The sequence below is a fragment of the Arthrobacter sp. D2-10 genome (assembly GCF_054161285.1).
In genome coordinates, this window is the sequence record NZ_CP096432.1 from 26,831 (window position 1) to 42,395 (window position 15,565).

Here is a 15,565-nt window from a genome sequence, read left to right on the forward strand (position 1 = left end):
GTTTCTGAAGGACGCGCCGTAAGTCTGTGAATCGGTGAGTAACAGAGTCTGTCACCCGCTGACTCTGTCAGCCTGTGTGCCAATCAGACTGATGGATTGCTGGTGGCCAGCCGTAGTCTGTAAGTTGCAGACTCTGTTAGTGATGGACCAAGACGCCAAGTGTTGCATCGATGGAAAACAGAGTCCTCTTTGATGTGGCTCGCCCGCCAGTGACAGGACTCGGCATGTGAAGAGGTCTCAGGGCAGCGGAGGACAGGAGCGCATTTGACTGATCGGTAGACCTACTCAGCTCACCCACTGAATGAGTCCGTTCGGTACTTCATAGCCTTTAAGACTGTAAGTAACAGAGTGAGCATTCCGGGAATCACCCAAGCCCGAATACAGAGTCTGTCAGTAACAGCTCTGTGGTCATTGACTAACAGACTTCCGCACTACGCAAGTAACGGAGTCTGTTTCTCTGTTACTTCCGTAGCAACAGACTGCCGTAGGGCGAACTCACCTCCGGATCGACGACCTTACGACTACCAGACTCTGTTAGTTTGTTTCAGGCCACGTTCCAGAGAGAGTGCTGGAGCTGCGGGTCGTCTTGAGGCGGTATCCAGTACTCGTCTACTTCAGCGTCATACAGTTCAGTGTCCATGAGCTCAGGGCTTAAATGGCGGTCGAGCCAGGCATGCCATCGCGCGCGTTCCTTGCGGTAGCGGGTAATTTGTTCCTGCCGCTCGACAGTTACACCCAATCTGTCGGCAAGTGCCGTCAGGTCAGTAACCGATTGGGTTGCCCAACGGCCGTGGTGCCGGCGAACCATATGCAGAGTCTCCATGTCGGATAGCGCCTTCATGATGGCGCCTCGAGAGAAGCCGGTGGAGCGCACAAGATCAGCGGTGGTGGGGGAGTGGCGGCCACGTTCGATCGCCTCGTAGGTTAGGGCGGCGACGTCTCCAAGTGAGCGAAAGACGGGCCGAATCGCGTGGATCTTTCCCTTCCGCCAGGTCAGCTGCCGCGCGATTGAGGTGAACCGTTCTGGAAGCTGGATTAGATAGGTGTCCGCATTACGACCGCGCCCTCGCTGGATGCGGGTAACCACGCCCGAACTAACGCTCTCCAGTAACGGCAACAGTCGGGATATCGTTACGTGGTCTTTCCCCAGTGCGACGGCAAATGTACGGCACCCGACGTCGAGAACATTGGATTCGTTGGTCCGAACGTAAGCCAGTACCGCACGGAACAGTAGCTTCAAGCTAATGCCGACTCGTCCCTCCTGAGAGAACCGAGCATCGAGCACTGCGTAGAGGACATTTTCGAGATCGTTAGCCAGTTGCTGAATGGCAGGGGAGGTGAGGTTGGTTGCCCCCCCTGTGGGTTTTGTGAGGCTTGTGTTGAAGTTATGAGCAGTCTTTTTTCCTTCTGGCGGTGCGGATTGTTTTGTGCTGAGCCAGGTCGTTGCTTTCGCCCATTCGAAGGGAAGGAGGCGTTCCGCTTTAGCTCCGTACAGGGCGCTAAGTCCTGGGTAGGTGCTGGTCATGCCAGTGCGCACTTCTTCCAGGGTCCAGCGGCACGCCGCGAAATGGGTCAGCACGGCCATACGGGCTTCAGAATCTGAGGAGTATCGCTCGGTGTCGTATAAACCAGTGATCGCCACTGAGCGCAGGACTGATTGGCTGCCGAAGTTAGCGACAGCTGATCCGGGTGGTGGTTCGAGAGTCGTGTCTGTCGCTGTTGGGAGGAGCCTCTGTGCGCGGTGTCGGCGGGTCCTGAGGCGCCGCAATTCGGGGGCGAGCGCCCGTCGTAGCGCGTCCACCGCGTAAGTCGAGTTGCGCTGCTTGAGCGTGGAGTACGCCTCTGTTAGCGGCGTGATCAGTATCTGGTGTCCGCCGAATTTGTGAGCCGATCCGGGCACCCGGATACAACCGTCCGTGATGTTTTGGTGGGGTCCTGGGTCCAGGCTCGGTGCCAGAAAGGCCATGGCCTCGACGATCTCTCGCGCCTCGGCCGCGGGAAGCGACTGCTGCAAGGGAATATAGATGTGCCGGCCGCCGCTGGGCGAGAAGTCCTCGACGTAGCGGATGCCGGCGACGGTCAGGAGGGAGCCGAGCCGTTCGGCGTCTGCGTCGACGACAGCCTTGCGGGCTTTAGAGGTATCCAGGTCGAGGCATAAAGTGCGTACCGAACCGTCTGCGGCGTGGATAAGCACCGCGGCAGGAGCTGCAGGGGGGTTCTTGGTAAGCCGTAGGGGACTGGGGGAGCGGGGATATTGAAAGCGGTCGCCGATCCAACGGCCAGCCCGGTATTCGGGTTGTCCGGCAATCAGCGGAGCCAGGACCCAGGCATCATTTACTGCTGTTTCCCGGCGTGGCGCGGGCATTTCTGGTGAGCCAAACGGCATCAGGTGTACACTCTCTAGTAGTGGTTGACACACCGAAAGGGTGCGACGACTGGAGCCCTTCACCCGGCGCCGGCAAGCAATGGGGTGGAGAGCTGGATAACTTGATATGAAGGCCCGCTTATGGCGGGCCTTCTGCTTTAACTGGCCTTCGCGATAGGCAAGGCCTCCTGGTTCGTGATCTGGTCGATATCCACCGTCGAAAGATGGTGGTGTAGCAGCTCAGCGACGTACTCGCTTACGGTCGTTCCTTTTGCCTCGACTACGTCTGCAAGCTTCACTGCATCTGCGATAGGGAGGCGCGCACCGATGAGATGACGTTCGCCTTTGGTGGGTCGCTGTCGTCTTGTACGTCCTGGGAGTGCCATAACCCTGATTCTTGCGTTAACTGTTACAGCTTCCCGGGAAGGCTTGCGCGTGTCGCAACTATTTCTCTGGCTCTTCACCCAGATCCCTTCGTCGCCGCGTTCGCGGCTAGGGGGAGTCTGAACCGCGGGCAGTTGCTTGTCGTCATCCGTGGTCTTGAAACCGTGAGCATAAGCATTGAGGGTTCCCATCAGCCCATGTCCTGAAATTGGTGTCCTGCGACGTACCAGCGTTCGTTGTGCTCCTCGAGGTAGATAGTGACGATGCGCTGCCCGGTAGAGGCGAGTTCTTCACCGTTTCTGCTTTCCCATCGCCAGCTGACGTTGTAGGCGCGGATTGCTTTGTCCTCGGCGACGTCCTGGGAGACGTCTCCCGGTGCTGGGACGATGGAGGGGGAGCTGTATGCCTGGTGCTCGGCGGGTTCGAGCCAGGCGCCTTGGGCTGCGTTCCGTTCGGGTTCGACTTGTTGGGTTGCCCAGTCCTCGCTCATGAGTGCTTTGGTGCGGACGGCGGCTGCCGTTTGGGTTCGGTCGGTGGTGGTGTCCCAGGAGTGGAGCATGAGTGCGGCGACTTCTGCGGTTGAATCGGCGTCGGTCCGATCTGCATCCGACGGTTGGACGAAGCTACCGTCGCCCGGTGTGGGCTGGGTCGTGGCCGCCTCGGAGGTGACCGGGGAAAGGGTTTCCGACGCTACCCCGGCCCTGTCCTCGCCGGGGCCGCAGGCGGTGAGTGTGAGGGGCAGGATGATGCAGGTGGCGGCCGCGGTTAGGTATGTGCGCGAAGTTCTCACTGGGGCCACGCTCCTTTTTCTTTGAGGATCGGTTCGGGGTCGATGTTGTGGCCCTCGTAGGGGAAGACGAGGTGGGGGGCGTCCGGTGCGTAAATCTCTAAGTGGAGGTGGGTGGGGACGGATCCGAGGCCTGCCTTGTTGCCCTCGGTTCCGATGACGTCGCCGCGGTTGAGGGTGTCTCCTTTGTCGACGGCGTAGTCGTTGAGGTGGCAGAAGGCGAATCCGAAGTCAGGGTCGTCGCCGTTTTCTTTGGCGATGACGCATCCGTCTTTGTCGTTGATTCCGGTGATGCGCAGGCTGGTGGGGGCGATGACGGTTCCTCCATCGCCGTGCCCGGCGCCGGGTGTAGCGATGTCAACGCCGACGTGGTTTTGTGCCCAGTCGGGGAGCCCTGGCACGTTGCGTTGCCCGTATCCGGAGGTGAATTTCCCTCCGGGTAGGGGAGTGGTCCAATCTCCGTCGCCGAGTTCACCGTCCCAGGTTCTGGCGCCGGTGGGTGCCTTGCAGTCGACGGAGAAGCTGCTCTGGGCGGTGTCCAGGATGCTGTTGACGTACTGCTGCGTCTCCTGGAAGGGAGGGACTCCCTGGTGTTCCCGTACGGCGGCGGGGCCGGCGTTGTAAGCGGCGAGGGTAAGACGGACGAGGAGGTCGGCGTCGTCCCCGGCCAGGGCCTGCACTTCTTTCATCAGTGCGGCCATGTAGCGGCCGTAGGCGGGTATCGCATCGCGTGCTGAGAACGGGTCTCCGCCGTTGCCGTAGCTGGCCCAGGTGGCCGGCATGAATTGCGCGACGCCTTGTGCCCCTGCGGGGCTTTGCGCGTCTTCCTGCCACCCTGATTCTTGGGCCAGCTGCGCGGCGACCACGCTTGCGGGAAGACCAGCAGTGGTGGCGGCTTCTTCAACCAGGGGGCCCCACCCGTTGGGCACTGTGGGGACTGAGTCGTTCCCTTCCGCGGCGACGACACATGAGGCGCGCTGCAGCTGCTGCGCTTCCTCGTCCTCAGCGATGCTCGTGGTGAGCAGAACCAGCGCCATGACCGCGCCGACAGGCGCAACCAGCAGCGCGGCCGCACCGCAACCTAACGCTTTCCCCCTGGACATATCCCCTCAGCCTTGTCGAAGCGGTCTCTTCTGCGTCTTAGAGCTGATCGGTGAGATCGGCGGTGGCTGACTCGTACGCGTGCCGGGTGGCGGGGTTGAGGATGTCGTAGTTGAAGGCCATGCCTTCCTGGAGGGACCGGTCGAACGGGACGACGGCGGTCGCGGCGAGGCCGATCGCCTTGCCGTATTCCTGCAGCCATGCCAGGCGTTCGGTGTTGGGCTGAGCCGTGTTAGTGACCACGAGGATGGACCGGGACAGCTTGTCGCCGTGTCCTTCTGCTTTGACTCCCTCGACGGTTGCCTCCAGGAGCCGGCAGTCATCGGCCTTGTTCTGGGCGACGAAGACGAGGGAATCGGCGACGTCGACAGCGGCACGCCAGGTCGAGGCCTGGGCTGAGTTGCCGGTGTCGAGCAGGATCAGGCTGTACAGGGAGAGCAGGACATCATGGGCAGCCTTCACTGAGGTCCCGTCGACCCGCCGCCGATCGGCCCCTTCGGGTGGGGACGCCAGGACGTGGATCCGGTCATCGCCTTGCGGCCGGACATAGCGGACGAGGTCGCTGGTACGCCGGGTCACCGAGCCTAGGTTCCGGATCAGGTCCAGCGTTGTCCGGTCGTGTGAGCCGGCAAGGGCGCGTTCACCGAGTGTTCCCTGGTTCTCGTTGAATTCACCGGCGAGGATGTTGCCGCCGCGGATCCGCCCGTAGGTCGCCGCAAGGTGGTAGGCGACCGTGGTCTTGGTGGCCCCGCCCTTGAGCTGCACAACCGCCACGGTGCGGTGCGAGTCAAGAGGTCGCTGGATACGCCTGCGCCGGTCACGGTTAGCCTGCTCCGCGGCGGTGGGCACCAAATTGGTTCTGAAGGCCGCGTTCATCCAGCCCCGCCAACCCTCCCGCGCCGGGGTCTGCGCCTTCTCAGCAGGGATCTCCGGCCGCGGCCGCGTGCGCGGGTCATCTGGTCCCAGCTGAATAGTGGCGGGCGCTGCAGCTGGTGCCCCCAGCGGTTCGGGTTGCGGGTCCGTCCCGGTCTCAAAGATTTCGTTTAGCAGCGGCTCGCCCGCGGGGTCGTGCCCGGAGGTGAGGGGCTCTTCGGCGGCAGTGACGTCGACGGCGACGCTGCCCGCAGACTCAGTGCCCGAGTGTGCGGGTGCACCCGCCTGGGCTGTGTTCGCTGCTCCGCGCCGCGGTGAGCGTTTGGCCCGCACGGAAGAATCTTCGGCTACCGAACCGTCGGCGTCGACGATCAGGAATGACTCCGGGTTGGTGGCAGAGGATGGGTCGACGGCTGTCACTTTGAGGGGCCGGCCGAGGTCCTTGGCCGTGTCGGCCAGGTAGCTGATGGCTTCGGGCATTGAATCGCAGTGCCGTTCAACCCCATCGATGACAACCATGACGGTGTCATCCTCACCGATAGTCGCTGTGCACACTGGCCTACTCAAAGCTTCCGCCATCGCCTGTTCCCCTAATCGTCGTCTGGTGGAGTTCCTTCGACCGCCGCCGGTGCGCCTGATCGTGGAATGTTGTAGTGGCTGTTGAGGTGCTCTTTGACGTCATCCCGCAGGATCAGCCAAGAGCCGCCGAGCTTGATCGCCGGAACCCTGCCTTCACGCAGCCACCGATACGTCACCTGCTTATCGGAAAGCCCGAGAATGTCAGTGAGCTGTTCGATACTCAGCCGTGGCGGCAAGGAATCGAAGAGGTCATCCAGTGCCTTAGACACGATGACCACCCCAACCTCCATGGTCAGGACAATACACTAGCCAAAACGGATGTAAACCAAAATCAACTGAAGTAAACATTTAGTAGTAATCCGCCTCAGATCGTGTCTACTATGGTCAAGGGTCGAGTCTATGGTCGGTATGGGAGCAAAAGTAGATGGTTAATCGCTGGAGCGATTACGTGACACAGGAGCCAGCAATCGCTCCAATGGTCACGGAAACCGAGATCCGCGACGCTGTCGAAGTCCTCAGAGGCGTCGCCGGCCCCCAGCAGGGCCTTCTCGGTTTGGCCGCTGGCGAAGGTATGGCCCGGTTTCTCACGGACAGTTCGGACGTGTTCTGGCTCGGTGTACACGGCGGGGCCGGTGAAAGCACCCTGGCCGATCTACTTGGGGGAGTGCCCTGCCACCACCGCTGGCCCTCCCGTTCCTCGGCCAACTCGCCCATCGAACCTGCCCACGTGTTCCTTGTGGCCCGCCAGAACCACCGCGGCCTCAAAGCCGCGCAGCTCGCCGCCCGTGACTGGGCTGCAGGTTCGCACCCGACGATCACCCTGCACGGACTGGTGGTGGTCGCAGACGCCCCGGGCAAGACCCCGAAAGCCCTGCACAACCAGACCCGCATCACCGCCGGCGGTGTCCCACGAACCTGGGTCCTGCCCTGGATAGAAGAACTCCGACTCGAAGGAACAGTCGACCCCGAGTCACTGGCCCGCGAACCACGAAACATCCTCACAAACCTTCGTGAGGTCATCAACGCCATCAGAACTGAAGGGGACTAAAACCAATGGAACTGTTTCTCACGGCCCAGGACGCCATCATCATCGCAGGCACCCTGCCCGACTCCGATCCCATCGCGCCTCCGGGCATCGGCGAAGCGTGGAACCGTATGGTGGGCGTCGGAAAGTGGATCGCACTAGGCATCTGCGTCCTCGGGCTGCTCGTTGTCGGCGGAAAGATGGCCTTCGATGCTCGCCGTGGTGAAACCACCGAGGAGATCTCCAGCGTCATCAAGATCGTCCTGGCAGTGTCGATGGTCACCGGTGGAGCCTCGCTCATCACCTTCATCTCCGGCGCCTGACCGACCGCGAACCAGTCTCACCTACAGGAGAACCATGGCGGGAACAGAAACAGAAGAAGAAACCGGCAGCTCTTGGTGGACCAAACCCACCTTCATCATCTCCGCGATAGCAGTCGCCCTGCTGATCGGCACGGGCATCATCCTCTTCACCTTCCTCGGCAATAACGAGAAATCAGAAGCTGCACCCACCACCCCACCGGCACCTACCGGCGCACCCACACCAACCGCGACAGCAGAAGCGCCCTCCGGCGATTCCGTATGCGGTTTGAACGCTACCGGTGGAACAACCCTCACCTCCGCCCCCGACGGCATCGAATGGGAGTTCCTCGGAGGTATCGCAGCCCCCAAGTCTCCCGAGCACGGGCCCGGCCTTGTCGACGAACAAACAGGTGTTCGCTCGTGCTACTCCCACACGCCAGAAGGAGCACTCCTCGCCGTGACCGGCATGCTCGCTGCAAGTGGAGACACGGAGTTGCTGCTCGAAACCACCCGGGCTCTAGTGATCGAGGGCCCGGGTAAACAACGAACCATAGACTCGCTCCAGGACAGGCTTGCTGAGGGTGCTTCCTCCGTTCCGATTGAAGTGTCAGCCTTTCGGCTGTTGTCTTATAGCCCGGAAAAGGCAACCGTTGAAGTGGTTCTCGCTGCAGACAGCGGCGAAGGGAAGATTTATCAGACGACAGCATCCGACGTCGTCTGGAATGGTGACTGGCACTTTGATCTAGACGCCGACGGTTCAGGCGGGCCGGTCGACGGGCAGATTACTGACCTCTCCGGATACATCCTCTGGGGTCCGAACAGTGGATGAGGAAGATTGTGAGTGGTATGACGCCGCATGCAAGTTGGGAAACGGCGTTGAGGATGCTGTTGTAGGCGCATCGAATGACGCACTTGAGGCGATAGCCGACGCTGTGACAGCTGCACTCGTAAGCACGATCGCAGAGCTGGGAACGCTGTGGACCACTATCGATGCTCCGGACCTGACTACCGATGCCACCGGCGCCCCGGAGGCACCGACTGCCGGGGCGTTCAATGACCAGGTTGGAACGATTCTTGGGTATGCGACATGGATCGGTCTGGGGATCAGTGCGATCGCTCTTATCCTCTTGGCGATCACCTTGGTGGCGAATGCTCGCCGTGGTGATGGCTCAGGCCTGGTAAACAGGGCGACTCTCTTTTTTGGAGCGACGGCACTGATCGGTGGGGCTACGTCACTTGCGGGGTTCGTCGTGCCGCGCCGTGCAGCGTCGTCCGTAGCTGCCGTCGCCTTCATTCAGGATCAGACCTTTTATCTGACGCTCGGGTTGGCAGCCTTAGGCATGATTGTGGCTGGGGTGCGGATCCTGTGGACCCAGCGTGGCGAGCCAGCGCAGGAGCTTTTGAAGGGACTGCTGACGTTGGCAATTGTGACTGCCTCAGGCGTCGCGCTACTGAATATTCTTCTGGAAGCTACAGACGCGCTAGCGAGGCAAATCATCGATGCCGGTATCGGTGATGACTTCCAAGCGGATGTTCAAATGCTGATGGGTTTCGTGCCGGGCAACTCGGACTTCGCCTTTCTGGGCGGCGATGTGATGCTCATCATCGTTGGCGGGATCGTCGCCGTGTGCATCAACATCGCGCAGATCATGCTGATGGTGCTACGGACCGCGATGCTGTTCCTGATCGCGGGGGTTCTTCCGCTCTCGGCGGCCTTTATGAACACAGAAATGGGCAAGACTTGGTTCAGCAGAATCGTCGCGTGGACCCTGGCCTTCGCCTTCTACAAACCAGCAGCGGCCCTGATCTACGCGATCGGTGTCACCCTGACCACCGCCGGGTTCTTCTCCGGGCAGGGGCTGTTGCAATTCTCCGCAGGGCTAATGCTCATCGTTGCATCGGTCGTGGCCCTTCCCGTACTTATCGGGTTCCTAAGCCCTGCCTTGGGAGCGATGTCATCCTCGGGTGGCGGTGCTGCCGGGGCAATGGGACTGGCGGCGCTCGGTGCGGCCATCCCGCAAGGCGCCTCCCGGCTGGCTCGCAACCGTCAAGGATTCGGAAGCACACCGACCGCCCCACAGGGACCATCGTCGAATCCATCTGACGCACCTTCAACAGCCAAGCCCATGGGGACAGACCCGGGAACCGCCGGCTCGGCCAAAGCAGGCCCGACCGCTGGCGCTGCAGTTGCGGCCACGGAGGCAGCGAAGAAGGGCAGCGAAGCCGTTACCGCAACTGTCCAGCAGGAGACTCAACAGGGCTCAGGGGGCGCGCCGCAGGGCGGCTCAGGGAGTGCAGCGAATTCATCCGCGCCAGCTACCGAAAACCCAGGACCCAGCGAGGCTGGGGGAGGGGCCGCACCAATTCGCGGAGACGGTGCCGGCCCGTCTGGCGCAAAGCCTGCTGGTGCCGCCGGCATCGCAGGCGCGGCGCTGCAGCAAGGCGCCGCGCAGATTCAGAAGCAGGCACAGCAGATGAAGTCGGAAATTTCGAGCAACACCGGAAACGAGGACCGTCCTAATGGCGCCAACCGAAGCTGAGACCACCGACGTCCGCCCCCGCGTCTATGGCAACTACCGGGTGCCCACCAGCAAGGGCCTGGCCGGCCTTTCGACGGCCGGCACCATCGTCCTGGTTCTCGGCGTGATCGGTGGGGTCCTTCTGATGATGCTCAACATGTGGGCCGCTGCCCTCCTGTTCGAGGCCCTCATCGCCATGGTCCTGCTGCTGTCGATGCATAAGAACAAGCACGGCCGGACGCTGATGGAGCGGATCTTCCGCCGGTTCGGGTGGATGAACGCCCAGTACACCGGAGCCAACACCTACCGTGCAGGACCCGTCAGCCGGGTACCGGGCGGGACGACCACCCTGCCGGGCATCTCGGCACGATCGACGATCAGCGAGCACACCGACGCGTACGGGCGCCCCTTCGCCCTCCTCCATGTTCCGCAGCGGAACCACTACACCGTCGTCCTGGGATCTGAACCCGATGGCGGCGGCATGGTCGACCAGGAACAGATCAACCGGTGGGTCGACCGGTGGTCGCACTGGCTGGGCATCCTCACCGACGAACCGGGCCTCATCGCGGCGTCGGTGACGATCGAGACAGCACCGGATTCCGGGTTCCGGCTCGCACGCAAGGTCGAAAGCCGCATCGACCCGAACGCCCCCGCGTTCGCCCGCGCCGTCATCCAGGAAACCGTCGCCGCACTGCCAACCGGCGCCACGGTCACCCGCGCTTACATCGCCGTGACCTTCCGCGCCGCACTCCGGACCGGAGGTCGGATCCGGAAGGCGGACGAAGTCGCCAACGACCTGGCCGCCCGTCTGCCGAACATCACCGCGAGTCTGAGCAACACCGGGGCCGGCGTCGCCACTCCGCTCACCGCCCAGGAACTGTGCGAGGTCATCAGGGTGGCCTATGACCCGGCCGAAGCTGTCCTCTTTGATCGGGCACACGCCGAAGGCAAAGCACCACTGTTGAACTGGAGCGAGGTCGGCCCGCAGGCCGCCGATACCTTCTGGGACAGCTACCACCACAACAACGCGTGGTCGAAGTCCTGGGCCATGTCCGTACCACCGCGTTCCACGGTCCAGGCCAATGTCCTGCAAGCGTTGGTCGCGCCCAGCCCTGAAGTCGTCCGCAAGCGCGTCACCATGCTGTACCGGCCGATTGATGCCGCCCGCGCCGCCCAGCTGGTGGAAAACGACGTCAACACGGCCACCTTCAACGCGTCCTCACGCAACCGCGCCACCTCACGCGATACCCGCGAAACACGTGCCGCCCGCGCAACCGCCGAAGAGGAAGCCGACGGTGCAGGGCTGCTGAACTTCGCGATGATCGTCACCGCGACCGTCCGCTCCAAACAGGACCTACCCGAGGCCGAAGCCGCCATCGAGAACCTCGGTGCGTCAGCTCGTATCCGCCTCGAGGAGGCCTACGGCGCCCAGGACTCAACCTTCGCCGCCGGCCTACCGCTGGGCATCGTCATCCCGGACCACCTGGCACTTCCCAAGACCGTAAGGGACGCACTCTAATGGCCCTCGACAAAGCGGCACCCACGCAGGCACGGTCAGCCGACCCACACCAGGGCTCCAGGAGTGCCGGGAAGAAACGTGCCGGTCGTGCATCATCGTCGGTGGTGAAGCGGCCGGGCCCGAGGGGTTTCAAGGGCAGGGGCCTGGGTGAGGCTCAACTGCTGCATCCCGTGCGGGAGATGCGCGGCACGAACTACCAGGTGTGCGGTCTCTACCCGTTCCCGATGGGCGGGGGGGCACCCCTTGAGGGTGTGCCGCTGGGCCGGAACCTTCTGTCCAACGAACCGGTCTGCTGCGATCCGATCTCGTGGTTCAAGAACGTCCGGCTGATCTCGAATCCGTCAGCGTTCGTCATGGCCAACCCCGGACTGGGGAAATCCTCGCTCCTGCGGCGCATGGCGATCGGGCTCTGCGCGTTCGGCGTGAACCCACTGATCCTCGGGGACATCAAGGGCGAGCACGTAGGCATGATCACCGAGCTCGGCGGGTCCTCGCTGCCGTTGGGCCGCGGGGTCGGGCACATCAACCCGCTCGATGACGCCGGCGCCCTCGCCGCGACCGAACTACTGTCGCCGGCAAAGCGTGAGGAGCTGCTCAGCGAACTGCATGCCCGCCGGCGCGGAACCATCGCCGCGCTGATCGCAATCCTGCGCAAAACCCCGCTGGATGAGCGTGAGGACGCGATCCTCGACCGGTGCCTGCTCGTCCTGGAATCCCGGCACAACGCCGCCGGGACCATCCCGGCCATGTCGGATCTTCGCCAGGTCCTCAGGGACCGGCCCGTCGAGGTGCGCGAGGTCGCCCTGGACCGGGGCAACGACGAACGCTACGACACCATCACCGAGGGACTGGAGTCATCGCTGAACAGCCTCTGCGGGGCCGGCGCGTTCGGGGACATGTTCTCCCGACCCTCAACGCACCGGATCGATGCCAGCAAACCCATGGTGTTCGACCTGTCCAGGATCTCCCAAACCGAAACCGACCTGCGGGCGGCGACCCTGATGGCCTGCTGGGCGGCCGGCATCGGAACCGTCACCACCTCCAACATGCTCGCCGACGACGGCGTGATCGAACGCCAACGCTTCCTCATCATCCTTGACGAGCTGTGGAACACCCTCGCCGCCGGCCCCGGCATCGTCGACCAGGTCAACGCCCTCACCCGCCTGAACCGCGAATGGGGCGTCGGGCAGATCATGGCCTCCCACACACCATCGGACCTTCAAGCGGTGAAAGACGAAGCGGACCGGCACAAGGCCAAAGGCATAATGGACCGCTGCGGCATCAAAATCCTCGGAGGGCTCGCCCGCTCGGAAATGCCGTTGCTGACCCAGTCCGTCGAGCTCAGCATCCGCGAACAGGAACAGCTGGCCACCTGGCAGGACCCGCCGGCGTGGAACCGTTCCAAGGACGAACAGACGCACTACACCAACGACGACGTCTTCCAGCGCACCAGCGACGAGACCTTCACGGACGAGGAACTGACCGCATGGTTGCAGGACGCCGAGAACGCCGCCTGGTACTACGACGACCGCACCACCGAACCCCCACCCGGGCAGGGAAAGTTCTTCATCAAGGTCGGCTCCCGCGCAGGAATCCCCTTCCGGATGGAATTCACCCCCACTGAGCGGCTCTCCCGGGTGCACGACACCGAAAAGAAGTGGCACGAAGCCAAACGCACCGCCGCGCAGGAACGAGGCGAACTGTGAGCTCACTGGACCGCAAACACAAGGGCGGATCCGCCGGCGAAACAGTCCTGCTGGCACTGCTGGTCACTGGCCTGTTCGGCATCCCCGCCGCCCTGTACGGGGTGAACACGCTCGGCCACCGACTCAAGCCCCGGGCTGAGGGAATCCCTGAGGACTTCTGGGCACGAGCACTCGGATCCTTCACGGGTGTCTTGCCGTGGCGCAGCACCGAAATCCTCCTCCTGGCAGCCGTCGGTGTCCTACTGCTCGCGTGGTTTGTCCTGTTCGTCGTCAGCAGCATCCGCAAGGGCAGCAAGGCGGTGAAGCACGACCGCGCCGCAATACGCATGGCCTCCCTCCGGGACGTCGCCCCCTTCACCGAGAAGCAGGTCCGCGCCAAAGCGGCCCGCTTCGGCATCGATTCCCCGGGCGTGATGATCGGGCGCATGGTCCGCGGCGGAAACACACTGTACGCGTCCTGGGAGGACACCCTCCTGCACATCTGGGGCACCCGCACCGGCAAAACCACCACCCAGGCCGCACCCTCAATCATCGAAGCCCCCGGGCCCGTGATCGCGACCTCCAACAAGCGGGACCTCTCCGACCTCACCCGCGACATCCGCGCCGAAGAAGGGCAGGTGTGGGTCTTCGACCCGCAAGGCGTCGCGAACGAGGAACCCACCTGGTGGTGGAACCCTCTGACCTACGTCACCGACAGTGAACGGGCCGCCGAGATGGCGAACAACTTCGCGCTCGGCTCCCGGGCCGTCGGAGCCAAAGGAGGCGACGCGTACTTCGACACCGCCGGCAAGGACCTCCTCGCCGGACTGCTGCTCGCCGCCGCCGTCGGAAACCAACCCATCGAACGTGTACACACCTGGCTCTCCCGCCCCGCCAACGACGAACCCGTCCGGCTGCTCGACGAGGCCGGGTGGGTGAAGGAGGCCGACTCTGTGGGTGGTGTCATCGCCGCACCCGACAAGCAGCGCGAAGGTGTCTATGGCACCGCCCGGCAGATGGCCTCCTGCCTCAAGAACGAGAAGATCGCCGCTTGGGTGAACCCGACCGGGCCGGGGGACCGCAGGCCACAATTCGTCCCCGAGGACTTCGTCCGGGGGAAAAACACCCTGTACGCGCTCTCCAAGGAAGGCGCCGGAACCGCCGGCCCCTTGGTGACGTCGCTGACGGTGGCCACAGCAACCGCGGCCGAGGAATACGCCGTCACCCAGCGCGGCGGCCGGCTCGCCCTGCCCATGGTGTGCGTGCTGGATGAGGCTGCGAACGTCTGCCGGTGGGGGAACCTGCCCGACCTGTACAGCCACTACGGATCCCGCGGCATCGTCGTCTCCACCTTTCTGCAGTCCTGGTCGCAGGGTGTTGATGTGTGGGGCGAATCCGGCATGAAGAAACTGTTCTCCACAGCGAACGTCTTCACCTACGGCGGCAACGTCAAGGAAGAACAGTTCCTGAAGATGCTCTCGGACCTGATCGGCTAATACCGGTACACCTCCGTGTCCACCTCCCGGCAGAAGGGCGGCAGTTCGACCAGCCGGCAGGACTCGACCGACGACATCCTCTCCGTGGCCGACCTCGCAGCCCTCCCCAGAGGCAGGGCTGTGATGCTCGGATCCGGCGCCCGGGCCGTCTTGCTCCGCACCGTCCCCATCAGCGACCGGCCCTACGCCGGCAAGGTCGCCGCGTCAGAAGCCGCCCACAGCAACCCCCGACCCGCCGCAGAAAGCGCTGCCGAGCCAGCTCCCGCTGCTAGCGGTGGCGGGAACCGGTGGTCGGCCATGGTGGGGGAGTAGCCGGTGGACATCGACATCGCCGACGAAGCGAACAGCGACGTCACCGACGAGGAACCACGCCTCTACTACGCGAACGTCGAACTATTCGTCACCCAGATGCTCGCCCAGCAATACCGCAGGCCCGTCGACCTAGCAGGTCGCGGCAACACCTTCACCTGGTGCAGCAAATGGTGGCTCCACGCCGAAGCAGTCAGCCGCCTCACCGCGCTCTGGCGGGTATGGGAAGCATCCCGGCTCGACCCAACCACCGGCATGATCATCTGGTGGCGCGACCATGCAGACGCCACCATGCGCGTCCTCTTCTCACACGACGGGCCCTTCGCCGGCTGCACACCCCGCGAACACAAACCCACCGGAATCCCGTTACCTCTTACACCGCCACCAGCAGGACTATTCGACCTGGACTAACCGGACCTATTTGGCGGGTCATCCACCTGTGGGCGGGTGGAGCCCGAAGGACAGAGCTCAAAGCCGTCCACCTGTGGGTGAACGCCGGAACTGCACCCTCGGCTAATGAGAATAAACGCCGCACCTCGGATCCGAGATGGGAAAAGTCTAGGCGACGCGATCGCTATGCAGCGCACACCTCCAGTGATTTGCCGCTGATCAGTGCCGATAA

15 protein-coding genes are annotated in these 15,565 nt (G+C 63.2%); 9 read left to right on the forward strand and 6 right to left on the reverse strand.

Annotated elements, in window-relative coordinates; genetic code table 11:
* Positions 1-544: 544 nt before the first annotated feature.
* The 6 genes from M1D74_RS17080 to M1D74_RS17105 all read right to left on the reverse strand — a co-directional run bounded on the left by M1D74_RS17080 (position 545) and on the right by M1D74_RS17105 (position 6,367).
* A complete protein-coding gene (locus M1D74_RS17080; protein ID WP_458117310.1) occupies positions 545-2,386 on the reverse strand; it encodes a hypothetical protein in 1,842 nt (613 codons plus the stop codon).
* Between the two features lie 137 nt (positions 2,387-2,523).
* Positions 2,524-2,664, reverse strand: a complete 141-nt coding sequence (locus M1D74_RS17085; RefSeq protein ID WP_458117311.1) for a hypothetical protein — start codon at positions 2,662-2,664, stop codon at positions 2,524-2,526.
* Between the two features lie 275 nt (positions 2,665-2,939).
* Positions 2,940-3,539 carry a hypothetical protein gene (locus tag M1D74_RS17090; protein ID WP_458117312.1) on the reverse strand — a complete coding sequence of 200 codons (600 nt, stop codon included), beginning with the start codon at positions 3,537-3,539 and terminating at the stop codon, positions 2,940-2,942.
* Complete coding sequence (locus tag M1D74_RS17095; RefSeq protein ID WP_458117313.1) at positions 3,536-4,639, reverse strand: transglycosylase SLT domain-containing protein; 1,104 nt, start codon at positions 4,637-4,639, stop codon at positions 3,536-3,538. Before M1D74_RS17095 ends, M1D74_RS17090 begins: the two co-directional genes overlap by 4 nt.
* A gap of 37 nt (positions 4,640-4,676) precedes the next feature.
* Complete coding sequence (locus tag M1D74_RS17100; protein ID WP_458117314.1) at positions 4,677-6,065, reverse strand: hypothetical protein; 1,389 nt, start codon at positions 6,063-6,065, stop codon at positions 4,677-4,679.
* A 35-nt stretch (positions 6,066-6,100) separates the two neighbouring features.
* Positions 6,101-6,367, reverse strand: coding sequence for a helix-turn-helix domain-containing protein (locus M1D74_RS17105; RefSeq protein ID WP_458117315.1), 267 nt, complete (start codon positions 6,365-6,367; stop codon positions 6,101-6,103).
* Between the two features lie 170 nt (positions 6,368-6,537).
* Between M1D74_RS17105 and M1D74_RS17110 the strand changes: the two genes are divergently transcribed.
* The 9 genes from M1D74_RS17110 to M1D74_RS17150 are packed head-to-tail and all read left to right on the forward strand — an operon-like array spanning position 6,538 to position 15,354.
* Positions 6,538-7,137 (forward strand): DUF6668 family protein, encoded by a 600-nt coding sequence (locus M1D74_RS17110; protein WP_458117316.1) that lies wholly within the window; start codon positions 6,538-6,540, stop codon positions 7,135-7,137.
* Between the two features lie 5 nt (positions 7,138-7,142).
* Positions 7,143-7,436 carry a hypothetical protein gene (locus M1D74_RS17115; RefSeq protein ID WP_458117317.1) on the forward strand — a complete coding sequence of 98 codons (294 nt, stop codon included), beginning with the start codon at positions 7,143-7,145 and terminating at the stop codon, positions 7,434-7,436.
* Positions 7,437-7,470: 34 nt separating this feature from the next.
* Positions 7,471-8,244, forward strand: coding sequence for a hypothetical protein (locus M1D74_RS17120; protein WP_458117318.1), 774 nt, complete (start codon positions 7,471-7,473; stop codon positions 8,242-8,244).
* Positions 8,237-9,955, forward strand: coding sequence for a hypothetical protein (locus M1D74_RS17125; RefSeq protein WP_458117319.1), 1,719 nt, complete (start codon positions 8,237-8,239; stop codon positions 9,953-9,955). The genes M1D74_RS17120 and M1D74_RS17125 overlap by 8 nt, the downstream gene beginning before the upstream one ends.
* Entirely contained in the window at positions 9,936-11,453 is a 1,518-nt protein-coding gene (locus M1D74_RS17130; RefSeq protein WP_458117320.1) for an SCO6880 family protein, read from the forward strand. The genes M1D74_RS17125 and M1D74_RS17130 overlap by 20 nt, the downstream gene beginning before the upstream one ends.
* Positions 11,453-13,159: an ATP/GTP-binding protein gene (locus tag M1D74_RS17135; RefSeq protein WP_458117321.1), complete on the forward strand. Its 1,707-nt coding sequence runs from the start codon at positions 11,453-11,455 to the stop codon at positions 13,157-13,159. The genes M1D74_RS17130 and M1D74_RS17135 overlap by 1 nt, the downstream gene beginning before the upstream one ends.
* Positions 13,156-14,634 carry a type IV secretory system conjugative DNA transfer family protein gene (locus M1D74_RS17140; protein ID WP_458117322.1) on the forward strand — a complete coding sequence of 493 codons (1,479 nt, stop codon included), beginning with the start codon at positions 13,156-13,158 and terminating at the stop codon, positions 14,632-14,634. The genes M1D74_RS17135 and M1D74_RS17140 overlap by 4 nt, the downstream gene beginning before the upstream one ends.
* 15 nt (positions 14,635-14,649) lie before the next feature.
* Positions 14,650-14,946: a hypothetical protein gene (locus tag M1D74_RS17145; RefSeq protein ID WP_458117323.1), complete on the forward strand. Its 297-nt coding sequence runs from the start codon at positions 14,650-14,652 to the stop codon at positions 14,944-14,946.
* Between the two features lie 3 nt (positions 14,947-14,949).
* Positions 14,950-15,354: a DUF4913 domain-containing protein gene (locus M1D74_RS17150; RefSeq protein WP_458117324.1), complete on the forward strand. Its 405-nt coding sequence runs from the start codon at positions 14,950-14,952 to the stop codon at positions 15,352-15,354.
* Positions 15,355-15,565 lie beyond the last annotated feature (211 nt).